At 59.7% G+C, this 23,845-nt stretch carries 23 protein-coding genes and 1 pseudogene; 17 read left to right on the top strand and 7 right to left on the bottom strand.

Annotation, left to right across the window (positions count from 1 at the left end):
- Positions 1-3: 3 nt before the first annotated feature.
- Positions 4-1,182, bottom strand: coding sequence for a M20 aminoacylase family protein (locus NWP14_RS09615; protein ID WP_331850616.1), 1,179 nt, complete (start codon positions 1,180-1,182; stop codon positions 4-6).
- A 255-nt stretch (positions 1,183-1,437) separates the two neighbouring features.
- Between NWP14_RS09615 and NWP14_RS09610 the strand changes: the two genes are divergently transcribed.
- Positions 1,438-1,617: a hypothetical protein gene (locus NWP14_RS09610; RefSeq protein ID WP_095094763.1), complete on the top strand. Its 180-nt coding sequence runs from the start codon at positions 1,438-1,440 to the stop codon at positions 1,615-1,617.
- A 154-nt stretch (positions 1,618-1,771) separates the two neighbouring features.
- Here NWP14_RS09610 and NWP14_RS09605 read toward each other — a convergent pair whose 3' ends face one another.
- A complete protein-coding gene (locus NWP14_RS09605; RefSeq protein WP_095094761.1) occupies positions 1,772-2,263 on the bottom strand; it encodes an RcnB family protein in 492 nt (163 codons plus the stop codon).
- Between the two features lie 186 nt (positions 2,264-2,449).
- A complete protein-coding gene (locus tag NWP14_RS09600; RefSeq protein WP_375215242.1) occupies positions 2,450-2,845 on the bottom strand; it encodes a hypothetical protein in 396 nt (131 codons plus the stop codon).
- A 270-nt stretch (positions 2,846-3,115) separates the two neighbouring features.
- Between NWP14_RS09600 and NWP14_RS09595 the strand changes: the two genes are divergently transcribed.
- Genes NWP14_RS09595 through NWP14_RS09585 form a run of 3 tightly spaced genes read left to right on the top strand, consistent with a single transcriptional unit; the run spans position 3,116 to position 6,120 of the window.
- A complete protein-coding gene (locus NWP14_RS09595; protein ID WP_375215241.1) occupies positions 3,116-4,234 on the top strand; it encodes an ABC transporter substrate-binding protein in 1,119 nt (372 codons plus the stop codon).
- Between the two features lie 57 nt (positions 4,235-4,291).
- On the top strand, positions 4,292-5,320 hold the full coding sequence (locus tag NWP14_RS09590; protein WP_189339833.1) for an iron ABC transporter permease: 1,029 nt from the start codon (positions 4,292-4,294) through the stop codon (positions 5,318-5,320).
- The gene (locus NWP14_RS09585; protein ID WP_095094755.1) at positions 5,317-6,120 is read left to right on the top strand and encodes an ABC transporter ATP-binding protein; all 804 of its coding nucleotides are present in this window, start codon (positions 5,317-5,319) and stop codon (positions 6,118-6,120) included. Before NWP14_RS09590 ends, NWP14_RS09585 begins: the two co-directional genes overlap by 4 nt.
- Before the next feature lie 56 nt (positions 6,121-6,176).
- Here NWP14_RS09585 and NWP14_RS09580 read toward each other — a convergent pair.
- Positions 6,177-6,370 (bottom strand): annotated as a pseudogene (locus NWP14_RS09580) (hypothetical protein); the annotation flags it as partial.
- A gap of 146 nt (positions 6,371-6,516) precedes the next feature.
- Between NWP14_RS09580 and NWP14_RS09575 the strand changes: the two are divergent.
- From NWP14_RS09575 to NWP14_RS09550, 6 genes are all read left to right on the top strand, one after another.
- Positions 6,517-7,440, top strand: a complete 924-nt coding sequence (locus tag NWP14_RS09575) for an aminoimidazole riboside kinase (protein WP_331850712.1) — start codon at positions 6,517-6,519, stop codon at positions 7,438-7,440.
- A 168-nt stretch (positions 7,441-7,608) separates the two neighbouring features.
- A complete protein-coding gene (locus NWP14_RS09570) occupies positions 7,609-9,126 on the top strand; it encodes a carbohydrate porin (protein ID WP_095094751.1) in 1,518 nt (505 codons plus the stop codon).
- Positions 9,127-9,262: 136 nt separating this feature from the next.
- Positions 9,263-10,633 (top strand): sucrose-specific PTS transporter subunit IIBC, encoded by a 1,371-nt coding sequence (locus tag NWP14_RS09565; RefSeq protein WP_095094749.1) that lies wholly within the window; start codon positions 9,263-9,265, stop codon positions 10,631-10,633.
- Positions 10,633-12,048, top strand: coding sequence for a sucrose-6-phosphate hydrolase (locus tag NWP14_RS09560; RefSeq protein WP_375215240.1), 1,416 nt, complete (start codon positions 10,633-10,635; stop codon positions 12,046-12,048). The genes NWP14_RS09565 and NWP14_RS09560 overlap by 1 nt, the downstream gene beginning before the upstream one ends.
- 21 nt (positions 12,049-12,069) lie before the next feature.
- Positions 12,070-13,083 (top strand): LacI family DNA-binding transcriptional regulator, encoded by a 1,014-nt coding sequence (locus tag NWP14_RS09555; RefSeq protein WP_095094745.1) that lies wholly within the window; start codon positions 12,070-12,072, stop codon positions 13,081-13,083.
- Positions 13,084-13,137: 54 nt separating this feature from the next.
- A complete protein-coding gene (locus tag NWP14_RS09550; protein ID WP_095094743.1) occupies positions 13,138-13,680 on the top strand; it encodes a hypothetical protein in 543 nt (180 codons plus the stop codon).
- A gap of 4 nt (positions 13,681-13,684) precedes the next feature.
- Here NWP14_RS09550 and NWP14_RS09545 read toward each other — a convergent pair whose 3' ends face one another.
- Positions 13,685-14,614, bottom strand: a complete 930-nt coding sequence (locus NWP14_RS09545) for a LysR substrate-binding domain-containing protein (RefSeq protein WP_375215239.1) — start codon at positions 14,612-14,614, stop codon at positions 13,685-13,687.
- A gap of 207 nt (positions 14,615-14,821) precedes the next feature.
- Between NWP14_RS09545 and NWP14_RS09540 the strand changes: the two genes are divergently transcribed.
- Genes NWP14_RS09540 through NWP14_RS09510 form a run of 7 tightly spaced genes read left to right on the top strand, consistent with a single transcriptional unit; the run spans position 14,822 to position 21,238 of the window.
- Entirely contained in the window at positions 14,822-15,736 is a 915-nt protein-coding gene (locus NWP14_RS09540) for a branched-chain amino acid ABC transporter permease (RefSeq protein WP_331850625.1), read from the top strand.
- A gap of 8 nt (positions 15,737-15,744) precedes the next feature.
- A complete protein-coding gene (locus NWP14_RS09535) occupies positions 15,745-16,854 on the top strand; it encodes a branched-chain amino acid ABC transporter permease (protein WP_095094737.1) in 1,110 nt (369 codons plus the stop codon).
- Positions 16,851-17,618 (top strand): ABC transporter ATP-binding protein, encoded by a 768-nt coding sequence (locus NWP14_RS09530; RefSeq protein WP_346431936.1) that lies wholly within the window; start codon positions 16,851-16,853, stop codon positions 17,616-17,618. Before NWP14_RS09535 ends, NWP14_RS09530 begins: the two co-directional genes overlap by 4 nt.
- On the top strand, positions 17,611-18,330 hold the full coding sequence (locus tag NWP14_RS09525; RefSeq protein ID WP_095094733.1) for an ABC transporter ATP-binding protein: 720 nt from the start codon (positions 17,611-17,613) through the stop codon (positions 18,328-18,330). The genes NWP14_RS09530 and NWP14_RS09525 overlap by 8 nt, the downstream gene beginning before the upstream one ends.
- Positions 18,331-18,357: 27 nt before the next feature.
- Positions 18,358-19,515, top strand: a complete 1,158-nt coding sequence (locus NWP14_RS09520; protein ID WP_095094731.1) for a branched-chain amino acid ABC transporter substrate-binding protein — start codon at positions 18,358-18,360, stop codon at positions 19,513-19,515.
- 17 nt (positions 19,516-19,532) lie between these two features.
- Positions 19,533-20,015 carry an L-2-amino-thiazoline-4-carboxylic acid hydrolase gene (locus tag NWP14_RS09515; protein ID WP_331850628.1) on the top strand — a complete coding sequence of 161 codons (483 nt, stop codon included), beginning with the start codon at positions 19,533-19,535 and terminating at the stop codon, positions 20,013-20,015.
- The gene (locus NWP14_RS09510; protein WP_375215238.1) at positions 20,012-21,238 is read left to right on the top strand and encodes a Zn-dependent hydrolase; all 1,227 of its coding nucleotides are present in this window, start codon (positions 20,012-20,014) and stop codon (positions 21,236-21,238) included. The genes NWP14_RS09515 and NWP14_RS09510 overlap by 4 nt, the downstream gene beginning before the upstream one ends.
- Before the next feature lie 49 nt (positions 21,239-21,287).
- Here NWP14_RS09510 and NWP14_RS09505 read toward each other — a convergent pair whose 3' ends face one another.
- Together NWP14_RS09505 and NWP14_RS09500 are read right to left on the bottom strand one after the other, a co-directional pair.
- On the bottom strand, positions 21,288-22,310 hold the full coding sequence (locus NWP14_RS09505; protein WP_331850713.1) for an ABC transporter permease: 1,023 nt from the start codon (positions 22,308-22,310) through the stop codon (positions 21,288-21,290).
- 19 nt (positions 22,311-22,329) lie between these two features.
- A complete protein-coding gene (locus NWP14_RS09500) occupies positions 22,330-23,814 on the bottom strand; it encodes a sugar ABC transporter ATP-binding protein (protein WP_375215237.1) in 1,485 nt (494 codons plus the stop codon).
- Between the last annotated feature and the right edge of the window lie 31 nt (positions 23,815-23,845).

Here is a 23,845-nt window from a genome sequence, read left to right as displayed (position 1 = left end):
AGATCAGCGGCAGTACGTTTCAACTAACCGGGCGAAAAGCGTCGCGCCGGTGCTAATAATGTCATCATTAAAGTCATAGCCCGGGTTATGCACCATGCAGCTGCCCTTTCCGCCCTTCTCGCCGTTGCCCAGCAGGAAGTAGCAGCCCGGACGCGCCTGCAGCATAAAGGCAAAATCTTCGCTGGCGTTCATCGGCGAGATCGATGGCAGCACCTTCTCGCTGCCGAAGACCTCCAGCGCCAGCTCCCTGGCAAACGCGGTCTCCTCAACGCTGTTCGTCAGCACCGGATAGGAGTCATAAACCTCGATCTCGCTGGTTGCGCCGTAGCTTTTGGCGGTGAACTCGGTGATTTCGTGGATGCGTTTAATCAGCAGATCGCGCACTTCCGGCTTCATCGCCCGCACGGTCAGCTCCATGACCGCGCTTTCCGGAATGACGTTGGAGGCGATGCCCGACTGGAAGGTCCCGACGGTGACAACGGCGGTTTCTCCCGGCGGCACGTTGCGGGCGACGATGCTTTGCAGGGCCATGACCAGCGCCGCGCCGGCAAGAATGGGGTCAACCGTGCGGTCCGGGTGGGCGCCGTGCCCGCCGTAGCCATGAACGGTGATTTTGACCGTATCCGCCGAGGCCATAAAATTCCCGGCGTAAAAGCCCAGCTTGCCGACCGGCAGCCCCGGCATGTTGTGCAGCGCAAAAATACGATCGCAGGGGAAACGCTCGAACAGCCCGTCTTTGATCATTAAATCCGCCCCGCCGATGGCCTCTTCCGCGGGCTGGAAAATAAGGTGCACGGTACCGTTAAATTCGCAGGCCGGAGAAGCGATATACTTCGCCGCCGCCAGCAGAATGGTGGTGTGGCCGTCATGGCCGCAGGCGTGCATTTTTCCCGCAACGGTGCTGGCCCAGGGCAGGTCGGTGGTTTCAAAAATCGGCAGCGCGTCCATATCGGCGCGCAGCCCGATGGTGCGCGGCGAGTCGCCCTTGCTTAATGAGCCTACCAGCCCGGTTTTTCCCAGCTCGCGGGTCACCTGGTAGCCCCACTCCGCCAGTTTTCCGGCCACCAGCTCGCTGGTATTAAACTCTTCCAGGCTTAATTCCGGATTGGCATGTAAATAATGACGGATCGCAATCATTTCATCTTCAGCTGCTTTTATTTCTGGAATTACAAAATCTGTCATGCCGGTCTCCGGGAAATAAGATATACCCCCTGTCGTTCAGGCCGCATCTGCGTTGGCAATACCAGGTTTCGCCCCGACGGGCGCGGCGTACGGCCGCTTGCTTATGTCAGCTCCGGGGGGGATGCGCTGCCGCCTTGCCGCAACTCAAAAGCCATTGGGTAAAGATATCTTCAATAATTCACGCTCCAGCGGCGCTGAAAACCTGAAGGACGAAGAATATACTCAGACTGAATAACTTATCTGGATAAGCGTTTAATGCAAGCAGGATTTCTAATTCCTGAGGGGGGCGTCATCTTATTTACTAATGATTATTCAGCGGTTTATCAAGCGGCCCGGGAAAATACGCCGCCGCCCGACGCATTAAAAAAGCGCGCCAACGAGCGGGCTATTTCCCTTTCGCAGAAAGCGGCGGCGAACCGTCGTGGCCTTTTATGATTAACGGCTACAGCGACTGGCCGGATGATGGGCTAAATAGAGAACAGGCCGCACGGATCGGGATCGGGTTCGGGGACAGGGAGCAGCGTCGTCCCAGGCTTGACGGCGGGCATTCCCGGAGACGGTACGGAATACCGCTCCGGGATATCGACTGCTAGTGGTTGAGAAGACCATTCACCAGAATTGAGGTGATGATCCCGGTCGCCGCCGCAATCAGGACGTAGTTGCCGTCAATATAGGACCAGTGCTGCCCCTGAGGAGGCGCCGGCAGGCCGCGATCGTTCCAGTCATTAATCCGATACGCATTGCCGCGGAAGCGCTCAGGCGCGGGCTGTCCTTTGCGGAAGTCATGGCCGTTCCAGGCAAAATGCTCCTGCTCATGGCGCGCCTGCGAAGCCTTACCGCGCTCCTGCTCGCCGCGATTCGGTCCGCGATTATTGCCACTATCCTGATGGCCGTTCGCCTGCTTTCCCTGCGGCCCGTTGCCGGGGCCCTGTTGACGATTGCCGTCCGTTTTTCCGTGCCCGGATTCATTTTGCCATACCTGCTGCTGGCCGGGGTTGTTGTTGCCGTTCGGGCCATCGGCATAGGCCAGAGACGTTAACGTGCAGGATAAAATAACCGCCAGAGAAATAATCTTTTTCATTGTCCACCTCCTGATGTATTTCCTTTTTACCGCCAGAATGTGGAGAAACGGTGAGTATCGGGATAACCAGGAGTATTCCTGGCATATTGCCGGGGCAGTTACCTTAATCGAACTGTGGGGATTACGCCTGAAATAGCAAAATAAAAAGGCCGCTTGCGCGGCCATTTTATGTGGAACAGTCAGTGATTACTCAGTGACTTTCTTTTTTAAATCTTCAGCACCCTGCTTGGTTTTATCCCAGCCTTTCTCGGTGGCGGCTTTGGTTTTATTCCAGCCTTTTTCAGTCCCTTCTTTGGTCTTATCCCAACCCTTCTCAGTCCCTTCTTTGGTCTTGTTCCAGGTTTTCTGCGTGCCTTCGCTGACCTTGCTGCCTAAGCTATCGCTTTTGCCTTCAGCCGCGTGCTGGGATTTGAGCTTCAGCTCATCGCCCTCATTCTGGGCCTTATGCAGTTTTTCTTTCGCCGTGTTTGCCCCTTCATGGGCCACCGCGACGGTTTCATCAGTTGCGTGTGTGGTGGTTGTCGCAGCAAAAACAGGAGCTGCTACCAGAATCGCAGATAACGCAATCATTGCCTTTTTCATAATATCCTCTCTAACGTGCTTATTGTTATGAGTCGCATTCAGCATGGCACAAGATGCTGCCGTTTGGCTTTAGGGATAGTTCTTAAAACTTCCTTTAACGTTAATTGCCTGTTTTTTAAGCAGCGAATGGCGGATTCCGGCCACTCTTATAAATTCCAGTAAAGTTGTTACATTTTATGAAATCAACGATTCATATATCTGCCGTTTATTTTCACACGAGAATAATTATCAAAATCATTATATTTATAATTAGCAAACGGAACTCACATTATGGCAATAAAATCAGTAGGTTCGCTTATTTTCACTGCGCTAATCTCCGCTCCGCTATACGGCTATGCCACCCAATATCCGCTCACCGTAACCGACCTCGACGGCCGCAGCATTACTCTCCAGCACGAGCCGCAGCGCATCATCCTGCAGGATGGCCGGGATATTATGGCGCTGGCGCTTCTGGACCGGGATAATCCCTTCAGGCGGCTGGTCGCCTGGAATAATCTGGCGAAAAAACAAGATGTTGAAACCTGGAAAATGCTGCAGCAGAAGTGGCCGCAGTCGGCGAGCATTCTTGATATGGGCTTTAGCGACAAGGGCAATATTGACCTTGAAAGCGTGATTTCCCGCCAGCCGGACCTGATGATTGCCCAGCTGCGCGCGAAGCCGGCGCTGGAAGAGAGCGGCATTATCAGCAAGCTCGGCGCGCTCAATATTCCGGTGCTGTTTGTCGATTACGAAGTGAATCCGGCGAAAGATACCGCCCCGAGCATCGACCTGCTGGGCCAGGTGCTCAACCGTGAAAACAACGCCAAAGCCTATACCGACTACTATCGCCAGCAGCTGCAGGCCATTCGCCAGAAAACCGCGGCCATCGAGCCAAAGGCGAATGTCTTCGTGGAGGCGCTGGCAGGCAATAGCGACGCCTGCTGCTTTACCCACGGACACAGCGGCTGGGGCGGGCTGGTTGAAGCGGTCGGGGCCAACAACATCGGCGCGCAGGTGCTGCCCGGCGCCTCCGGTTTTGTGGCGCTGGAGAAGGTTATCAGCATGAAGCCCGACGCCTATATCATGACCGGCTCAAAACGCGGCAACAGCCAGGTTCTGCCGCTGGGCTACCGGGTTAATCAGCAGGAGGTGGACGCTCAGGCTCAGGTTTTGCTGTCGCGGACCGGGGTCAGCGACATTCCGCCGGTGAAGGCCGGCCGGGCCTACGGGATTTATCACCACTTCTACAACCATCCGTGGAATATCGTTGGCATGGAGTATCTGGCGAAAGATATCTATCCGCAGACGTTTAACAGCCTTAATCCGGATGATAGTTACCACTATATCGTGCGCCATTTCACCTCGCTGCCCGATCTGCCCTTCGTCTTTTCCTGGAAACAAGGTGAGTAAGCGCCCATGAGCTCGACGACTGAATCCGCCATCGGCGTCCTCAGCGCCGGACGGGAGGTGATGGCAAACTATCGCCGCATCGTGCGCCGCCGTGTGGGTTTTATGCTGCTGCTGGTGGTGCTGATTGTCACCTCGCTGCTGCTCGATTTTATGATGGGCCCGTCCGGGATGCCGCTGCATACGCTGTGGCAAACCCTGATCGATCCTGCCGGCGCCAGCGCCGGAACGCGGGTCATCGTCTGGGATATCCGCATGCCGTACGCCCTGATGGCGATTATTGTGGGCCTCGCGCTCGGCCTCGCCGGAGCGGAGATGCAGACCATCCTCAACAATCCGCTGGCCAGCCCCTTTACCCTTGGCGTTTCGTCGGCGGCGGCGTTCGGCGCGGCGCTGGCCATCGTGCTGGGGATCGGCATTCCGGGTATCCCCAGCCAGTGGTTTATCTCGGCCAACGCGTTTATCTTCGCGCTGCTGGCCGCGCTGCTGCTGGACGGCATTACCCGCTGGACGCAGGTGGCCTCCTCCGGGGTGATTCTGTTCGGTATCGCGCTGGTCTTTACCTTCAACGCGCTGGTCTCGATGCTGCAGTTTGTCGCCAACGAAGACACGCTGCAGGGGCTGGTGTTCTGGACTATGGGCAGTATTGACCGCGCCTCGTGGCAGAAGGTCGGCATTTTACTCGCGGTGCTGGCGGTGGTGATGCCGCTATCGATGCTGAGCTCATGGAAGCTGACGGCGCTGCGCCTTGGCGAAGATCGGGCCATGAGCTTCGGGATTAACGTGCGTCGTCTGCGCTTAACCACCCTGCTGCGGATCAGCATTTTGTCGGCTATTTCGGTGGCGTTCGTCGGTCCAATTGGCTTTATCGGTCTGGTGGCCCCGCATATCGCGCGCCTGATTTTCGGCGAAGACCATCGCTTTTATCTCCCGGCCAGCGCCCTGATCGGCGCGCTGGTGCTGTCGCTGGCGTCCGTGGCGTCGAAGAATCTGATCCCTGGCGCCATTATTCCGGTAGGGATCGTCACCTCCCTGGTTGGCGTTCCGTTCTTTCTGAGCATCATTTTACGCCATCGGGGGAACGTATGAATCCGCACACCTGTACCGGACTGGCGCTGTCGCGCTTTAGCGCCGGCTATCCGAAGCGCCAGGTTATCCGCGACCTGACGGTACCGCAGCTGCCGCGCGGTAAAATCACCGCCCTGCTGGGCCCCAACGGCAGCGGCAAATCGACCCTGATGCGGGCGATGGCCGGTCTGGGCCCCTCGACGGGCGAGCTGTCGCTTGACGGGGAAAATCTGCTGGCGCTGCCGTTTGCCCGGCGGGCGGAAAAGGTGGTTTATCTGCCGCAAACGCTGCCGGCGGGCGTCCACCTGCACGTGCTGGAGTCGATTATCGTCGCCCAGCGCGCGGCCGGCGGGCTGCACGGCGCGGAAAGCGAGGCGCAGGTGATGTCCCTGCTGCGCCAGCTGGGCATTGAACATCTGGCGCTAAGCTACCTCGATAGGCTTTCCGGCGGGCAGAAGCAGCTCGTCGGCCTGGCCCAGTCGCTTATCCGCCAGCCTGCGCTGCTGCTGCTCGATGAGCCGCTCAGCGCGCTGGATTTAAACTATCAGTTTCACGTGATGGATCTGGTGCGCAGAGAGACCCGAAGGCGCAACATCGTCACCCTGGTGGTGGTGCATGACATTAATATCGCCCTACGCCATGCCGATCGCGTGCTGATGTTAAAAGAGGGGCTTCTGCTGGCCGAAGGCGCTCCGTCGCAGGTTATTACTCCGCAGATATTAGCCGAGGTGTACGGCGTGCGGGGACGCATTGAGCCCTGCTCCCAGGGGGTCATGCAGGTGATTATTGACGGTCTGGTCGGTAGCGCGGTGCCGACGTAGGCGGGGGCAATGTTAAACAGCGCCGGCCTGGTGCGGGAATGAGCGATCGAGAGAGATAGCGAGGCAATCCGGGTATTTTCCCCGCCAACCGCGGAGTGCAGGGCATTACGCGCCTGAACAACGTTCTCTTTTGCTGCCGCTACGCGGCTTCGCCCGCTTTCCACGTCCGGCGACGGGTATCGACCATTGGATCGGAAAAGTCGCCCTTTTCATCCCCGATCGCAAAACGGGCATATTCCCGCCGCGCCCGGCGGCCATTTTCCGGCGTCAATCCTGGCGCCGCGTTTTTTTGTCCTGTCTCCCACTTTACGCATCACGGCGTTTCGATCTGCACAGGGCTATGCTTTAATAAAGCTAAACCGGTTTAATATAGTTTAGCAATGAGGTGAAATGAGCATGAACGCAAAAGTCTGGGTGGTCGGAGATGCGGTGGTGGACCTGCTGCCGGAGAGCGGAGGGCGGCTGCTGCAGTGTCCCGGCGGCGCGCCGGCCAACGTCGCGGTAGGCATTGCCCGCCTCGGCGGAGAGAGCGGATTTATTGGTCGCGTCGGCGACGATCCCTTCGGCCGCTTTATGTACCAGACGCTGAGTCAGGAACGGGTCGACGTGAGCCATATGCGCCTCGACCCGCAGCAGAGAACGTCAACCGTGGTGGTCGATCTCGACAGCTACGGCGAGCGAACCTTTACCTTTATGGTGCGCCCCAGCGCCGATCTTTTCCTGCAGCCGGAGGATTTACCGCTCTTCGCGCCCCGCCAGTGGCTCCACGTCTGCTCTATTGCCCTCAGCGCTGAGCCAAGCCGGAGCACAACCTTCTCGGCGATGGAGAAGATAAAAAGCGTCGGCGGCTGGGTGAGCTTCGACCCCAATATTCGCGAGGACCTGTGGCAGGACCCGGCGCTGCTGCAGGCCTGCCTCGACAGGGCGCTGTCGCTTGCCAACGTGGTGAAGCTCTCAGAGGAGGAGCTGGTCCTTATCAGCGGCAGCAGCGATCTGGCGCAGGGTATCGCCATCTTAACCCAGCGCTACCGCCCGGAGCTGCTGCTGGTCACCCAGGGTAAAGCCGGCGTGCTGGCGGCTTTCCAGCAGCAGACGATCCACTTTGCGGCGAAACCGGTGGTCAGCGTCGACACCACCGGCGCTGGCGATGCCTTCGTCGCCGGGCTGCTCGCCAGCCTCGCCGCCAACGGAATACCCACCGACCTGGCGTCGCTGGAGCCCGCGCTGCTGCTGGCGCAGACCTGCGGCGCGCTGGCGACCACCGCCAAAGGCGCCATGACCGCCCTCCCCTGGCAGCAGGATCTCAATCGCCAGTTTTGATCCCCCGCGGGCCGTCCTCAACGGCCCGCTTTGTTGCCTCCGTCACAATTATTAAATCGGTTTAGCAAAATTCATTTCAAGATGTTATCAGTCGTGTTTAACATATGACTTAAACCGGTTTAGCAAAAACAACACACCATTCAATTTTACCTTTGGGATGCGAACAGCATGTATAAAAAACGCACACTTGCCGTCCTTATTGCTTTGCTAACCGGTGCCGGATCGGCCCATGCGCAAACGGATTTAAGCACCATCGAAGCCCGTCTGATCGCCCTGGAAAAACGCCTGCAGGATGCGGAAAACCGGGCGCAGACCGCGGAAAACCGCGCCGAGTCGGCCGAGAAGAAAGTCGAGCAGCTCACCACGCAGCAGCAGAAAACCCAGGACAACACCCAGCAGGTGGCCCAGCGCACCGCCCAGCTGGAGAAGAAAGCCGATGAAAAGAGCGGCTTTGAGTTCCACGGCTACGCCCGCTCCGGCGTAATCATGAACGACTCAGCCTCCAGTACTAAATCCGGCGCATATATGACGCCTGCGGGGGAAACCGGTGGGGCTATCGGCCGCCTGGGGAACCAGGCCGACACCTATGTTGAAATGAATCTTGAACATAAGCAGACCTTGGATAACGGCGCGACGACCCGCTTCAAAGTGATGGTGGCCGACGGACAAACCACCTACAACGACTGGACGGCAAGCACCAGCGATTTGAACGTTCGCCAGGCCTTCGTAGAACTGGGCAACCTGCCGACCTTCGAAGGACCGTTCAAAGGTTCAACCCTGTGGGCCGGGAAACGCTTTGACCGCGACAACTTTGATATTCACTGGGTCGATTCCGACGTGGTATTCCTCGCGGGTACCGGCGGCGGTATTTACGACGTGAAGTGGAACGACAGTCTGCGCAGTAACTTCTCTCTATACGGACGCAACTTCGGCGATATTGATGATTCGAGCAATAGCGTGCAGAACTACATCCTCAGCATGAACAACTTCATCGGCCCGGTGCAGGTGATGGTCAGCGGGATGCGGGCGAAAGATAATGACGAGCGGAAAGATACCAACGGCAATCTGGTCAAAGGCGATGCGGCAAATACCGGGGTACATACGCTACTCGGTTTGCACAACGACAGTTTTTACGGCCTACGGGAAGGGAGCAGCAAAACGGCCCTGCTCTACGGGCACGGTCTGGGCGCAGAGGTGAAAGGCCTCGGTTCCGACGGGGCACTGCGTCCGGGAGCCAATACCTGGCGCTTCGCCAGCTACGGCACCACGCCGCTCAGCGAGAACTGGTTTATCGCCCCGGCGGTACTGGCGCAGAGCAGTAAAGACCGTTATGTCGATGGCGACAGCTATCAGTGGGCGACCCTCAACATGCGTCTGATTCAGGAGATCAACCAGAACTTCGCCCTCGCTTACGAAGGCACCTACCAATACATGGATCTCAAACCCGAGGGCTATAACGACCGTCATGCGGTGAACGGTAGCTTCTATAAGCTCACCTTCGCACCGACCTTTAAGGTCGGCAGCATCGGTGATTTCTTCAGTCGTCCGGAGATCCGTCTCTACACCTCGTGGATGGACTGGAGCAAAAAACTGGATAATTACGCCAGCGATGACGCTTTAGGCAGCAGCGGTTTTAAATCGGGCGGCGAATGGTCGTTCGGTATGCAAATGGAAACCTGGTTCTGATGGTTAACACCTGACGACAGAAACAACCGGGGCGACAAAGCGCGTTTCATCGCCCCGGACACAATAACAACGCAGAGACTGCGCCCCCGTCACCACGGGACCAAACACGCAAATCATTACGCATTCAGAGGGTACTATGGATTTCGAACACATTTCCCGCTCGCTGCTTCCGCTGTTGGGAGGTAAGGAAAATATCGCCAGCGCCGCGCACTGCGCCACGCGCCTGCGTCTGGTGCTGGTCGATGATTCGCTGGCCGACAAGAAGGCCATCGGCGAAATCGAAGGGGTGAAGGGCTGCTTTAATAACGCCGGCCAGATGCAGATTATCTTTGGCACCGGCATCGTGAACAAAGTCTACGCCGCGTTTATCCAGGCCGCCGGGATCGGCGAGTCCAGCAAGTCGGAAGCCGCCAATATTGCGGCGAGAAAGCTCAACCCCTTCCAGCGCATTGCGCGCCTGCTGTCGAACATCTTCGTCCCCATTATCCCGGCTATCGTCGCCTCCGGCCTGCTGATGGGCCTGCTGGGGATGGTAAAAACCTACGGCTGGGTCGATCCGAGCAACGCCATCTATATCATTCTCGATATGTGCAGCTCGGCGGCATTTATCATTCTGCCGATCCTGATTGGCTTCACCGCCGCGCGCGAATTTGGCGGCAACCCTTATCTCGGCGCAACCCTGGGCGGCATCTTAACCCACCCGGCGCTCACCAACGCCTGGGGCGTGGCCGCCGGTTTCCATTCGATGAACTTTTTCGGTCTGGAAATCGCCATGATCGGCTACCAGGGCACGGTATTCCCGGTGCTGCTGGCGGTATGGTTTATGAGCATCGTCGAGAAACAGCTGCGCCGGGTGATCCCTGACGCCCTCGATCTGATCCTGACGCCGTTCCTGACGGTTATCATTTCCGGTTTTATCGCTCTGCTGATTATCGGCCCCGCCGGCCGCGCGCTGGGCGATGGCATCTCGTTTATTCTTAGCACCCTGATCGCCCACGCCGGCTGGCTGGCCGGGCTGCTGTTCGGCGGCCTCTACTCGGTTATCGTGATCACCGGTATTCACCACAGCTTCCACGCCATTGAGGCCGGGCTGTTGGGCAACCCGTCGATCGGCGTCAACTTCCTGCTGCCGATTTGGGCCATGGCCAACGTCGCCCAGGGCGGCGCCTGTCTGGCGGTATGGTTTAAAACCAAAGATGCCAAAATCAAAGCCATCACCCTGCCCTCAGCCTTTTCCGCTATGCTGGGGATCACCGAGGCGGCGATATTCGGTATTAACCTACGCTTCGTGAAGCCGTTTATCGCGGCCCTTATCGGCGGCGCGGCGGGCGGCGCGTGGGTGGTTTCGATGCACGTCTACATGACGGCGGTCGGGCTGACGGCAATCCCCGGCATGGCTATCGTGCAGGCCAGCTCGCTGCTGAACTACATCATCGGGATGGTTATCGCCTTCGGCGTGGCCTTCACCGTTTCCCTGCTGCTGAAATACAAAACGGACGCTGAATAATGTCACTTCCTTCACGTTTGCCGGCAATTTTACGGGCCGTAATGCAGGGCCAGCCGCGCGCGCTGCGCGATAGCCACTATCCGCAGTGGCACCTGGCCCCGACCACCGGCCTGATGAACGATCCTAACGGCTTTATCGAATTTGCCGGGCGCTATCATCTGTTTTATCAGTGGAACCCGATAGCCTGCGATCATAAGTTCAAGTGCTGGGGGCACTGGAGCTCCGCCGACCTGCTGCACTGGCAGCATGAGCCGATCGCGCTGATGCCGGACGAAGAGTACGACCGCAGCGGCTGCTACTCGGGGAGCGCCGTCGATAACGACGGAAAATTGACCCTGTGCTACACCGGCAACGTGAAGTTTGAAGACGGCAGCAGAACCGCGTGGCAGTGCCTGGCAACGGAAAACAGCGACGGTACCTTTAGCAAAACCGGCCCGGTGCTGCCGCTGCCGAAGGGCTATACCGGCCACGTCCGCGACCCGAAGGTCTGGCAGCACGAAGGCCGCTGGTACATGGTCCTCGGCGCCCAGGACCTGCAAAAGCGCGGTAAGGTGCTGCTGTTCAGCTCCGCGGATTTGCACCAGTGGGAGGCGGAAGGCGAAATTGCCGGCAGCGACGTCAACGGCCTGCACGATGCCGGCTATATGTGGGAGTGTCCGGATCTGTTCCCGCTCGCCGACCAGCATATCCTGATCTGCTGCCCCCAGGGCATCGCCCGCGAGACCGACCGCTACCTCAACACCTACCCCGCCGTGTGGATGGCGGGCCGCTTCGACTACGCCAGCGCCAGCGCCAGCTTTGACCACGGCGCGCTTAATGAGCTGGATGCCGGGTTCGAATTTTACGCCCCGCAGACCATGCAGGCCGCCGACGGCCGTCGGCTGCTGGTCGGCTGGATGGGGGTTCCGGACGGCGAAGAGATGCGCCAGCCGACCCTCGCCCACGGCTGGATCCACCAGATGACCTGCCTGCGGGAGCTGGAGCTACGCGACGGAAAACTCTACCAGCATCCGGTGCGCGAACTGGCGGACCTGCGCGGTGAAGCCCGCGGCTGGCAGGGACCAACCCTGCCGCTGGCGCCAGTGGACATCGCCTTTGAGGTCGCACCCGGCGACGAGCTGGCGATTGATTTCGGCGGCGCCCTCAAGCTCACTCTCGACGCCGACGGCATTCGCCTCGAACGGCGCAGCCTGGCCTCCGACGAAGCGCTCTACCGCTACTGGCGGGGAGAGGTGCATGCCCTGCGGATTTTATGCGACAGCTCAAGCGCTGAGGTTTTCATCAACGGAGGGGAAGGCGTGATGAGCAGCCGCTATTTCCCGCAGTATCCCGGACAAATGATTTTCAGCGGTGCGACGCCGGCTGCATTCTGCTACTGGCCGCTGCGGCCATGCATGGTAGAATCAGCGTTTTAATTTCGGGCGTATGCTGTCGTGATGAAAACCAAACGCGTTACCATTAAAGATATCGCCGAGCTGGCGGGCGTCTCGAAAGCGACCGCCAGCCTCGTGCTGAACGGTCGTGGCAAAGAGCTGCGCGTGGCTCAGGAAACCCGCGAACGCGTCCAGACCATAGCCCGCGAGCAGCACTATCAGCCGAGCATTCACGCCCGCTCCCTGCGCGATAACCGCAGCCATACCATCGGACTGGTGGTGCCTGAAATCACCAACTACGGCTTCGCGGTCTTCTCCCATGAGCTGGAGATGCTGTGCCGCGAGGCGGGCGTTCAGCTGCTGATCTCCTGCACCGACGAAAACCCGGCTCAGGAAAGCATGGTGGTCAATAATATGATTGCCCGCCAGGTTGACGGGCTGATCGTCGCCTCCTGCATGCACAACGACGCGGATTATCTCAAGCTCAGCGAACAGCTGCCGGTAGTATTGTTTGACCGCAGCCCCAGCGGCAGCAGCCTGCCGCTGGTGATGACCGACTCCATCACCCCCACCGCCGAGCTGATCTCACGGATCGCCCCCCAACACGCCGACGAGTTCTGGTTTCTCGGCGGCCAGCCGCGGCTTTCGCCTTCGCGGGACCGGCTGGCCGGCTTCACCCAGGGACTGGCGCAGGCGGGCGTTGAGCTCCGCCCCGAATGGGTGATTAACGGCAACTATCATCCCAGCTCCGGCTACGAAATGTTTGCCGCGCTCTGCGCGCGGCTGGGGCGACCGCCGAAGGCGCTGTTCACCGCCGCCTGCGGCCTGCTGGAAGGGGTGCTGCGCTATATGAGCCAGCATAATTTACTGGATTCCGGCATCCACCTCGCCAGCTTTGATGACCACTATCTGTATGACTCGCTGTCGCTGCGCATTGATACCGTCCAGCAGGATAATCGCCAGCTGGCCTGGCACTGCTATGACCTCATCAGCCAGCTAATCGACGGCGCGGCCCCGGAGCCGCTGCAGCGCTACCTGCCGGCGACGCTGCAAATTCGTCACCAGGCAAAAATATGAGCGGCATTGGGTAAATTCTTAAGCGCATACTGATTGCAGCAGGGAGGCTAGTCAGTGAAGAAATATTCATATCCGTGGTTAATATCCGTCACCGTTTCTACGCTGCTGGTGATTTTTTTTGCCGTGGCGTGGAGCGTTGAAATCGACCGTGAAACATTTCTCAATCCGGTCGTGATTCGCGGCATGCTGTATGCCGCCTTAGCGCTGGCCCTGCTTATCATGGCCCTGTTTATCTGGTTAATCATCCGTAAGGGCGTCGTCAGCAATATGCCTCCTCGCCAGCTGTTCAACGCCATAGTCGGCAGTTTTGTGGTGACGTTTGCCCTCGCCATGTTAATTCAGCATGTGATACTGATCACCCTGACCTGGCTGCAGCCCGGTGAAGTATCAACCTATACCGCCCCCTACCAGTATGCCTCCGGCGGCTCGCGCAGCTGCTCCGGGGCGTACGTTGAAGAACCGGAGCTACAAAAAGAGATCCGCATCTGCTACCCCTTTGGCTACTATCCCGGTGACAACCGGATTACGATTATAAAACGCAGCAACGCGCTGGGCATCGTGATCCTGTATGCGCAAACGTCAACGGTCGATGACTAGTGGGCTATCCCAGCGCCTCGCTGCGCAGCCAGCTCTGCAGCAGCCTGCCGTTAGGCGTCATTTCGCTGTCCTGGCGCACGCACAGATAGTAATCCCGGCCGTCATCGATCGCCGCGTCGAAGATTTTCACCAGCTCGCCGCTGTTGAGGTACGGCGCGATCAGCGGTTCGCGCATCAGCGCGCAGCCCAGCCCGGCCTGCACGCCGGCGAGGGTTAACAGCCCGTCCTCGAACAGCGGCCCCGTCGATCGCGGCGGGCGCCTCACCCCCTGCTGCACAAACCACTGGTTCCAGGTGCTGCGCTCCTCGTCATGAAGCAGCGGCATCTGCAGCAGCTGCTCCGGCGTATCAATATGCCCGTGCAGGCGGATAAACGCCCGGCTGCACACCGCCACCATTCTGCCGGAAATCAGCTTTTCACTCTGATATCCCGCCCACTGCCCGTTGCCGAAGCGAATCGACATATCCGAGGCGTCGCTGAGGTAGTTACGGTGGTTGGCGTAAACCACGTTGATTTCGGTCTGCGGGTTGGCGTGGACAAATGACGGCAGGCGTGGAATAAACCAGCCCATGCCGAACAGCGGGATCAGGCTGATCGTCACCTGCTGGCTCTGGACCTGATCGACCAGATGCTCGGTGGCCTGGCGCAGAACGTTAAACGCCGCGCGAATGGAGCGGTAGTATTCGCGCCCCTGCAGGCTGAGGGTCAGCCGTCGCCCCTGCCGCTCGGTGAGCGGGATCTGCAGGTATCCTTCCAGCACCTTCAGCTGATGACTGACCGCCGACGGCGATATCGCCAGCTCCCGGGCGGCCAGGGTGATGCTGCCGAGACGGGCGATAGCTTCAAATGCGCGCACTGCCCGCAGCGGCGGATCGTTGACCAGGCCGCTTTCCGTCCATACTTCCCGCTCCACTGACTGTTCTGTTTTTTTCATATATTGATTTTCTTAGCGCTAAATGAGATCCGGTACGTTATTTAATTATATTAAATATCATATAGATAGATAAATTCGCGATCATAATAAGAAAGAATATATCCGTATTTTACAATTTAATTCATTTATTGGATGGTAGCCGTAATTTGAGCAAATTGTCGGGTAACTCGGTTGGACACACTCATACAACAATTCATCAATGGGATCATGCTGGGAAGCATCTATGCCCTTATCGCGCTCGGCTACACCATGGTGTACGGCATCCTGCGCATCATTAACTTTGCCCACGGCGATATTCTGATGATCGGCGCGCTGACGACGCTGTCGGCAATGAACGCGCTGAACGCCCATTTTCCCAACCTGCCGCCGCTGGCCCAGCTGATCCTGGCGCTAATGCTGGCTATGGCTGTATGCGCGCTGCTGGCGATGGCGGTTGAGCGCTTTGCCTACCGCCGCCTGCGCAACGCTCCGCGCCTGGCGCCGCTGATCTCGGGGATCGGCGTATCGGTGCTGCTGCAAACCGTGGCGATGATTATCTGGACCCGCAACCCGCAGATGTTCCCGCAGATCCTGCCGATGGAGCCGATCGCCATTACCCACGGCAGCGAAGCGCATCCGCCGGCGATCGTCACCGTGACCGGCATCGTCACCGTTGCGCTGGCTTTTGCGGTCATGCTCGGCCTGTGGCTGCTGGTGGAATTTACCCGCTTAGGCCGCGGCATGCGCGCGGTGGCGGAGAACCCGCGCATCGCCACGCTGATGGGGGTGAACCCCAACGCCATTATCACCCTCACCTTCGCGATTGGCGGCGCTTTTGCGGCGCTGGCGGGCGTCATGATGGCCAGCAACTACGGCAGCGCCAGCTTCTCAATGGGTTTTCTCCCCGGCATTAAGGCCTTCACCGCGGCGGTACTCGGCGGCATCGGCAATATTCGCGGCGCGATGCTCGGCGGCCTGCTGCTGGGGATCATCGAATCGCTGGGCGCCGGCTATCTCGGCGACCTGACCCACGGCGTCTTCGGCAGCAACTATCAGGATATTTTTGCCTTTATGGTGCTGATTGTGGTGCTGGTATTCCGTCCCGCCGGTTTACTCGGCGAGCGCGTCGCGCATCGGGCATAGGAAAAAATATGACAACGGCACAACTCGTCGCGGCCCCCGCCGCCTCCCGTCGCTTCTGGTCCGGCATGACCCTGTTTATCTGCGCGCTGCTGGTGGCGCCGATGGTCGCCAGCCAGCTCGGCGGCAACTACTGGGTGCGGGTCATCGACTTCGCCCTGCTGTACATCATGCTGGCGCTGGGTCTCAACATCGTGGTCGGCTACACCGGCCTGCTGGATATGGGCTTTATCGCCTTTTACGCCGTCGGCGCGTACCTGGCGGCGCTGCTGGCCTCCCCGCATCTGCTGGAGGCGTTCCCGCAGCTTCTGGCCTGGTTCCCTGACGGCCTGCACACCTCCTGGCTGCTGATTATTCCGTTCGCCGCGCTGGTGGCGGCGGGCTGCGGCATCGTGCTGGGCGCGCCGACCCTGAAGCTGCGCGGTGACTACCTGGCCATCGTCACCCTCGGCTTTGGCGAGATTATCCGCATTCTGATGCGCAACCTCGATCGCCCGGTGAATATTACCAACGGCGCAAAGGGCATTTCCGGCATCGATACGCTCAGCCTGTTTGGTCTTAAATTCAGCGGCGTCTATCACTGGTTCGGCGTTAAGGTTCCGGCGCTGTGGCTGTGGTACTACCTGCTGATGCTGGTGATTGTGGCGATTATTTTCGTCTGCCTGCGCCTGCAGCACTCGCGGATCGGCCGCGCCTGGCACGCCATCCGTGAGGATGAGGACGTTGCCCGGGCGATGGGCATTAATCTGCGTAACTATAAGCTGCTGGCATTCGCCATCGGCGCGTCGTTCGGCGGCGTCGCCGGGGCGCTGTTCGGCGCATTCCAGGGCTTTGTCTCCCCCGAATCCTTCACCCTGCAGGAGTCGATTGCGGTCCTGGCGATGGTGGTGCTCGGCGGAATGGGGCATATCCCAGGCGTTATCCTCGGCGCCGTGCTGCTGACCGCCCTGCCCGAGCTGCTGCGCAGCCAGGCCGCCCCGCTGCAGCAGGCGCTGTTTGGCGAAGTACTGATTGACCCGGAAATTCTGCGCCAGCTCTTTTACGGCCTGGCGCTGGTGCTGGTGATGCTGCTGCGCCCGCAGGGCATCTGGCCCGCCGGACATAAAGGAGCCAAAGCATGAGCCTGCTAAGCGTTAGCCATATGTCAAAGCGCTTCGGCGGCCTGACGGCGGTCGATAACGTCTCGCTCACCATCAACGAGGGCGAAATCTACGGTCTTATCGGCCCCAACGGGGCGGGTAAAACTACCTGCTTTAACCTGATAACCGGGCTCTATCCGGCGGACAGCGGCGAGTTCGCCATTGCCGGTCAGCCCTACTTCCCGAAGAACATCGAGAAAGTCACCGCCGCCGGTATCGCCCGCACCTTCCAGAACGTGCGGCTGTTTAACCAGATGTCGGTGCTGGAAAACGTGATGGTCGGCCGCCACGTACGCACCCGCAACGGCCTGTGGGCGGCGCTAAGCCGCCACCGCCGCGCCCGCGCCGAAGAGGCGCAAACCCGCGAGCTGGCGTGGCACTGGCTGGAGTATACCGGCATCGCGCAGTTCGCCCACTACCGCGCCTGCGACCTCGCCTACGGCCACCAGCGGCGTCTGGAGATTGCCCGCGCGCTGGCTACCGATCCGCGTCTGCTGGCGCTGGATGAGCCGGCCGCCGGGATGAATGCCGCGGAAAAAGTGGCGCTTGGCGAGCTGCTGCTGCGCATCCGTAACGACGGCAAAACGCTGCTGATGATTGAGCACGACGTCAAGCTGGTGATGGGGATCTGCGATCGCCTGATGGTGCTGGACTATGGCAAAACGCTGGCCAGCGGCACGCCTGAAACCGTACGTCGCGACCCGGCGGTTATCGCCGCCTGGCTGGGAGGAAATGCGCATGTCTGATCTGTTAACCGTCAGCGGTCTTGGGGTGCACTACGGCGGCATCCAGGCGGTACGCGAGGTGTCGTTTAGCGTCCAGGAGGGCGAGCAGACGACGCTTATCGGCGCCAACGGCGCGGGCAAAAGCTCCACCGTCCGCGCCGTTACCGGCCTGGAGCCGTTTAGCGGCGACATCTTCTTCAACGGCAGGCCGGTACGCAAACGCCGGGCCGAAACGCTGCTGCGTGAAGGGCTGGTGATGGTGCCGGAAGGCCGCGGCATTTTCGCCCGCATGACGGTGCTGGAAAATCTGCAGATGGGCGCCTGGCTGCGCCGCGACGGCGCGGCGGTTAAGCGGGAGATGGACGACATCTTCAGCCAGTTTCCCCGCCTCGGCGAGCGCCAGCATCAGCTGGCCGGGCTGCTCTCCGGCGGCGAACAGCAGCTGCTGGCGCTGAACCGCGCCCTGCTCAGCCGCCCGCGATTGCTGATCCTCGACGAGCCGTCGATGGGGCTGGCGCCGCTGATGGTGGAGAATGTTTTTCGCGTTATTGCCACCCTGCGCCAGCGCGGCGTGGCGCTGCTGCTGATCGAGCAGAACGCGCGCCTGGCGCTGGAGGCCACCGACAGCGCGTGGGTGATGGACAGCGGCAGCATCGTTGAGCGCGGCGCATCGCAGGCGCTGCTGGCCGACGACCGCATTGCACAGATTTATTTGGGCGAAATGCCCGTTTAACACACCAACCAACATCAGGGAAAAACAATGAAAACAGCAAAAATCAGTGCGCTCAGCGCCGCTATTGTGCTCAGCGGTTTTGCCTCAACCGCCGCATGGTCCGCCGCTGGCGAAACCGTCACTATCGGCCTTGCCGGCCCGCTAACCGGCCCTTCCGCGCGTATCGGCAAGGACCTGGAAAACGGCGCCCGGCTGGCCATTGACGATATCAACAAGCAGCACCCGACGATCGGCGGCAAGGCGGTAACCTTTAAGCTGCAATCAGAAGACGACCAGTCTGACCCGCGCACCGCGGTAGCCGTGGCTCAGCGCCTGGTGGATAGCGGCGTGGCGGGCGTGGTCGGCCACTGGAATACCGGCACCAGCATTCCGGCGGCGCGGGTCTATCACGACGCCGGGATCGCCCAGGTTGCGCCGGTGGCGACCGGTCATGCGTATACCAAACAGGGCTTCGATACCAGCTTCCGGGTGATGGGCCATGACGATGACGGCGGCCAGTTTGCCGGCCAGTACGCGGTGCAGACCCTGAAGGCCAAACGCATTGCGGTGATCGACGATCGCACCGCCTTCGGCCAGGGCCTGGCGGATGAGTTTATTAAGTCGCTGAAGGCCCAGGGGATCGATATCGTCGATCGCCAGTACGTCGATGACAAAACGGTGGACTTCAGCGCCGTGCTGACGGCGATTCGCAGCAAAAACGCCGATCTGATCTTCTTCGGCGGCGTCGACAGCCAGGCCGCACCGCTGGCGCGCCGCATCAAGCAGCTGGGGCTCAGCGCCACCCTGATGGGCGCAGGCGGCTTCGTCAGCCAGACCTTCCTGCAGTTGGCGCAAAAAGAGGGCAACGGCGTGGTGGCGCTGGAGCCGGGGCTGCCGGTAGAGCAGATGCCGGGCGGCAAGGCCTTCGAGCAGGCCTATCAGTCGCGCTATCACACCCATATCGAGCTGCACGCGCCGTTCGCCTACGACGCTACGCGCGTGCTGGTCGCGGCGATGGAAAAAGCCGACTCCGTCGATCCGGCCGTCTACCTGCCCGCCCTGCGCGCCATCAGCTACTCAGGCGTTACCGGGCAGATCGCCTTTGATAAAGAGGGCAACCTGAAGTCGCCAACCTTTACCGTCTACAAAGTCGTCGACGGTAAATGGCAGCCGCAAACCGTACTCGGCGGCGGCGCCACGAAGTAACGCAGTGAGGCAACGTGATGAGTGATAATAATGAGCTGGGCATTCTCGCCCGCCGCAAAATTGAAGCAGAGATTATTAAGCCGATTTACGACATCCTGGTCCGCGAGATTGGCAAAGCTCGCGCCCAGGCGGTCATCGGCGAGGCGATTGAAAACGCCGCCATTGAGGCGGGGAAAACCTTCGCCGCCAAAGAGCCCAACGGCGCGGATATCCAGAGCTTTGTCGCCCTGCAGTATCTGTGGGAAAAGGACAACGCGCTGGAGGTCACCGTGCTGGATGCCGACGATCGGCAGTACAACTACAACGTTAACCGCTGCCGCTATGCCGAAATGTATCACCAGATGGGCCTCGGCGAGATTGGCCACCTGCTCTCCTGCGCCCGCGATGACAAGTTTATCGTCGGCTATGCTCCGGAGGTTGAGCTGACCCGCACGACGACCATTATGCAGGGCGCGCCGTGCTGTGATTTCCGCTATCGCGTAAAGAAGGACCCATCATGATAACCGTCAACGGCGAGCGCCTGTGGGCAACGCTTAACGCAATGGCGACCATCGGCGCGACGCCCGCCGGCGGCGTCACCCGGCTGACGCTGAGCGAAGAGGACCGCCAGGCCCGGGATCTGCTGCGCGACTGGGCGCTGGAGGCGGGATTTGGCTACCGGGTCGATAGCATGGGCAATATGTTTATCCGCCGGGCGGGTAAAAACCCGGCGCTGGCGCCGGTGCTGACCGGTTCGCACGTCGACTCCCAGCCGCTGGGCGGCCGCTATGACGGTATCTACGGCGTACTGGCGGGGCTGGAGGCGCTGCGGGCGCTTAACGAACGCGGCAGCGAAACCGAGCGCGATATCGTGCTGGTGAACTGGACCAACGAAGAGGGCGCGCGCTTTGCCCCGGCGATGCTCGCCTCCGGCGTGTGGGCCGGGCAGTTCAGCGAAGAGTGGGCCCTTGCCCGCGAAGATCGCACCGGCGTCAGCGTCGGCGCGGCGCTGGAGGCTATCGGCTATCGCGGCCAGCACCCGACGGCCGCATTTCCCCTGCACGCCTGCTACGAGGTGCATATCGAACAGGGGCCGATTCTGGAAGACGAAGGAATTGATATCGGCCTCGTGCACGCGGCAATGGGCCAGCGCTGGTTCAACGTCAGCCTGACCGGCTTCGCCGCCCACGCCGGCACCACGCCGATGGGCAGCCGTCGCGATGCGCTAACCGCTTTTGCCGAGCTGGCGCTGGCGGTGGAAGAGATCGGTCTTGCCCACCAGCCAGACGGCCGCGCGACGGTCGGCACCGTGCAGGTGACGCCGGGTTCGCGCAACGTGGTGCCCGGCCGCGTGGAGTGCAGCGTCGAGTTTCGCCATCCGCAAAGCGACGCCCTCGAAGCGATGGAGCTCGCGCTGCGCCGCGCCGCCGCAGCGCTGGGCGAACGCGGCGTGACGGCAGAGGTCGAGCGCATTTTTGACTACGCGCCCATCGCCTTCGATCCCGACTGCCTGGCGCGCAGCGAACGGGCCGCCCAGGCGCTCGGCTACAGCGCCAGACGGATGGTTTCCGGCGCCGGGCACGATACCTGCTATATCAGCAAGGTAGCCCCCGCCAGCATGATATTTATCCCCTGCGAGAAGGGGATTAGCCATAATGAGGCCGAAAATATTCTGCCCGCCTGGGCCGAAAAAGGGGCCAACGTCCTGCTGCACAGCCTGCTGCTGGCGGCAAACGAGGCGTAACCCCCCCGCGTATGAAAACCAATGGCCCGCAGCGGGCCATTTTTAAAACCTAGTGTTTTTTACGGTTGCGGCGCATATCGATGGTCACCGCGGCCACGATAATGATGCCTTTAATAATATCCTGCACGTAGGCATCCACCCCGACGAAGGTGAAGCCGCTTTTAATCAGCCCCAGGATCACCGCCCCTATCAGCGTTCCGGTAATCCGCCCGACGCCGCCCATCAGGCTGCTGCCGCCGATCACCGCGGCGGCAATGGCGTCCAGCTCATAGGACATCCCCATGCTCGACTGGCCGCTGCTGACGCGCGCCGCCAGCACCACGCCGGCGAGGCCGGAGAGCGCGCCGGCAATGGTATAAACGATAACCAGATACTTGTTGACGTTGATGCCGGAAACTTTCGCCGAGGTCATGTTGCCGCCGATGGCGTAGACGTATTTACCGTAGCGGGTATGCTTTAGCGCGACATGGAACAGCGCGGCGATCACAAAGAAAATAATGACCGGCATCGCCCCCTGCCCCACGGCGGTAAAGCTGTCGGACAGGAAGCTAATCGGGTTGCCCTGGGTGTAATACTGCGCGAGACCGCGGGCGGAGACCATCATCCCGAGGGTGGCGATAAACGGCGGGATCCCGGTGCGGGTCACCAGAAAACCGTTGGTCAATCCGCAGAGCAGGCCGACGCCGATCCCGGCCAAAACGGGGATCGCCGCCGGCAGGTTGACCAGCGACGGAAACATCGGCGTCAGGCTGTCCGATGTCTGCGCCAGGCTCGCCGCCACCACCGCCGCAAGGGCGATAACCGAACCGGAGGAGAGGTCAATCCCGGTGGTAATAATCACCTGAGTCACCCCAACGGCGATAATACCGATAATTGCCACCTGTAAAACAATCAGCACCAGGCGGTTGCTATTCATTAAAAATGATTGGTCGCGAACGAACCAGCCGGCAATTTCAAAAGTCAGGGCAATCACCACCATGACGATAAATATCCCGGTATCTTTCGGCATTTTATGCCGCAGATGACGAAAGAAAGAGGGTTTCTCATTTACGGGAGCTGCGGTCAATTTCATATTGCTCATTCTCTACGCCTCAATTGGATGCTAGCGACAAAATGGTTTCCTGATCGGCCTCATCTTTTTCAAGGATGCCGGTAATACGCCCTTCGTGCATGACCATCACGCGGTCACTCATCCCGAGAATTTCCGGTAGTTCAGAAGAAACCATAATCACCGCGACGCCACGGTTCGCCAGTTCGCTAATCAGATGGTAAATTTCAGCCTTCGCTCCCACGTCAATACCGCGGGTCGGCTCATCGAGAATTAATATTTTGGGCTGGGCTAAGAGCCAGCGGGCAATCAGTACTTTTTGCTGATTACCGCCGCTGAGGTTATTAATAATTTGATCCATCGTCGGAGTTTTTATATTCAGGCGGCGGATCTGCGCCATACAGTCTTCCGCCATTTTCATATGTTTCACGAACCCGCTTTTGCCGACATATTCCGGCATATTGACGATGCTCATATTCTCCAGCACCGACAGGACGAGGAACAGGCCTGACTTTTTGCGATCCTCGGTCAGCAGCGCCATCCCTTTTTCGATGGCCACGGAAGGAGAATCGATCTTCACCGGGACGCCATCAATCAGGACCTCTCCGTCGTCAAAGCTCTCCATGCCGAACAGACACTCCATCACCTCGCTGCGTCCGGCCCCGACCAGCCCGGCAACGCCGAGGATTTCGCCGCGACGCACGCTGAAGCTGATGTCATCGAAATAGCCCTTTCGCGACAGATTCCGCACGCTCAGGACATCCTCCCCAATCGTATTATTGAATTTTGGGAACAGCTGGGTTAATTCACGCCCGACCATCTGGGTAATTAACGACTGGCGGGTGTACTCCGCCGTCTGTTTACTGTCCACCCAGCTGCCGTCGCGAAAGACGCTGACTTCATCGGTGATAGCAAAAATCTCATCCATCTTATGGCTGATATAGATGATGGCTTTACCCTGCGCGCGGAGGTCGCGAATAATCGTAAACAGGTGCGCGACCTCCCCTTCGGTTAATGCCGAGGTCGGCTCATCCATAATGACGATATCGGCGTTCCACGAGACCGCTTTGGCAATTTCGACCATCTGCTGGGCGGCGATGCTAAGATCGCCCACCAGCCGATCGGCAGCGAGGCGAATATTGAGTTTATTCAGCAGCGCCTGGGTCTGGCTAATCAGCTGGCGATGATCGACAAAGCCATACTTCATCGGCTCGCGGCCCAGCCAGATATTTTCCGCCACCGTCATATGCGGCACCAGATTAAGCTCCTGGTGGATCATCGAGATCCCCGATCGCAGCGCATCCATCGTGTTCTGAAACTGAACCGGCTGGCCTTTGACTCTTATTGCGCCCTTATCGGGCCGGTAAATCCCGATAAGGCATTTCATTAGCGTGGATTTACCGGCCCCATTTTCGCCCATCAGCGCGTGCACCGTTCCCGGGCGCACGCGTAATGAGACATTATCGAGCGCCTTCACGCCGGGAAAGAACTTGCTGATACCTTCGGCTTCTAGGGCAAAAGCGTTCATACATCAACCTCCGTACCGCTGGGCCTGGAAT

Origin of the sequence: Klebsiella sp. C349492 (assembly GCF_042055345.1) — a bacterium.
Classification (GTDB): Bacteria; Pseudomonadota; Gammaproteobacteria; order Enterobacterales; family Enterobacteriaceae; genus Klebsiella; species Klebsiella scottii.
The sequence above is the reverse complement of the archived record's forward strand: the minus strand, read 5'-3'. Positions and strand labels throughout refer to the sequence as shown.

Bases quoted from the DNA above. Each gene is read 5' to 3' on its own strand.
- NWP14_RS09615 (WP_331850616.1), bottom strand. From the start codon at position 1,182: ATGACAGATTTTGTAATTCCAGAAATAAAAGCAGCTGAAGATGAAATG.
- NWP14_RS09610 (WP_095094763.1), top strand. From the start codon at position 1,438: ATGCAAGCAGGATTTCTAATTCCTGAGGGGGGCGTCATCTTATTTACT.
- NWP14_RS09605 (WP_095094761.1), bottom strand. From the start codon at position 2,263: ATGAAAAAGATTATTTCTCTGGCGGTTATTTTATCCTGCACGTTAACG.
- NWP14_RS09600 (WP_375215242.1), bottom strand. From the start codon at position 2,845: ATGAAAAAGGCAATGATTGCGTTATCTGCGATTCTGGTAGCAGCTCCT.
- NWP14_RS09595 (WP_375215241.1), top strand. From the start codon at position 3,116: ATGGCAATAAAATCAGTAGGTTCGCTTATTTTCACTGCGCTAATCTCC.
- NWP14_RS09585 (WP_095094755.1), top strand. From the start codon at position 5,317: ATGAATCCGCACACCTGTACCGGACTGGCGCTGTCGCGCTTTAGCGCC.
- NWP14_RS09575 (WP_331850712.1), top strand. From the start codon at position 6,517: ATGAACGCAAAAGTCTGGGTGGTCGGAGATGCGGTGGTGGACCTGCTG.
- NWP14_RS09570 (WP_095094751.1), top strand. From the start codon at position 7,609: ATGTATAAAAAACGCACACTTGCCGTCCTTATTGCTTTGCTAACCGGT.
- NWP14_RS09565 (WP_095094749.1), top strand. From the start codon at position 9,263: ATGGATTTCGAACACATTTCCCGCTCGCTGCTTCCGCTGTTGGGAGGT.
- NWP14_RS09560 (WP_375215240.1), top strand. From the start codon at position 10,633: ATGTCACTTCCTTCACGTTTGCCGGCAATTTTACGGGCCGTAATGCAG.
- NWP14_RS09555 (WP_095094745.1), top strand. From the start codon at position 12,070: ATGAAAACCAAACGCGTTACCATTAAAGATATCGCCGAGCTGGCGGGC.
- NWP14_RS09545 (WP_375215239.1), bottom strand. From the start codon at position 14,614: ATGAAAAAAACAGAACAGTCAGTGGAGCGGGAAGTATGGACGGAAAGC.
- NWP14_RS09540 (WP_331850625.1), top strand. From the start codon at position 14,822: ATGCTGGGAAGCATCTATGCCCTTATCGCGCTCGGCTACACCATGGTG.
- NWP14_RS09535 (WP_095094737.1), top strand. From the start codon at position 15,745: ATGACAACGGCACAACTCGTCGCGGCCCCCGCCGCCTCCCGTCGCTTC.
- NWP14_RS09530 (WP_346431936.1), top strand. From the start codon at position 16,851: ATGAGCCTGCTAAGCGTTAGCCATATGTCAAAGCGCTTCGGCGGCCTG.
- NWP14_RS09525 (WP_095094733.1), top strand. From the start codon at position 17,611: ATGTCTGATCTGTTAACCGTCAGCGGTCTTGGGGTGCACTACGGCGGC.
- NWP14_RS09520 (WP_095094731.1), top strand. From the start codon at position 18,358: ATGAAAACAGCAAAAATCAGTGCGCTCAGCGCCGCTATTGTGCTCAGC.
- NWP14_RS09515 (WP_331850628.1), top strand. From the start codon at position 19,533: ATGAGTGATAATAATGAGCTGGGCATTCTCGCCCGCCGCAAAATTGAA.
- NWP14_RS09510 (WP_375215238.1), top strand. From the start codon at position 20,012: ATGATAACCGTCAACGGCGAGCGCCTGTGGGCAACGCTTAACGCAATG.
- NWP14_RS09505 (WP_331850713.1), bottom strand. From the start codon at position 22,310: ATGAAATTGACCGCAGCTCCCGTAAATGAGAAACCCTCTTTCTTTCGT.
- NWP14_RS09500 (WP_375215237.1), bottom strand. From the start codon at position 23,814: ATGAACGCTTTTGCCCTAGAAGCCGAAGGTATCAGCAAGTTCTTTCCC.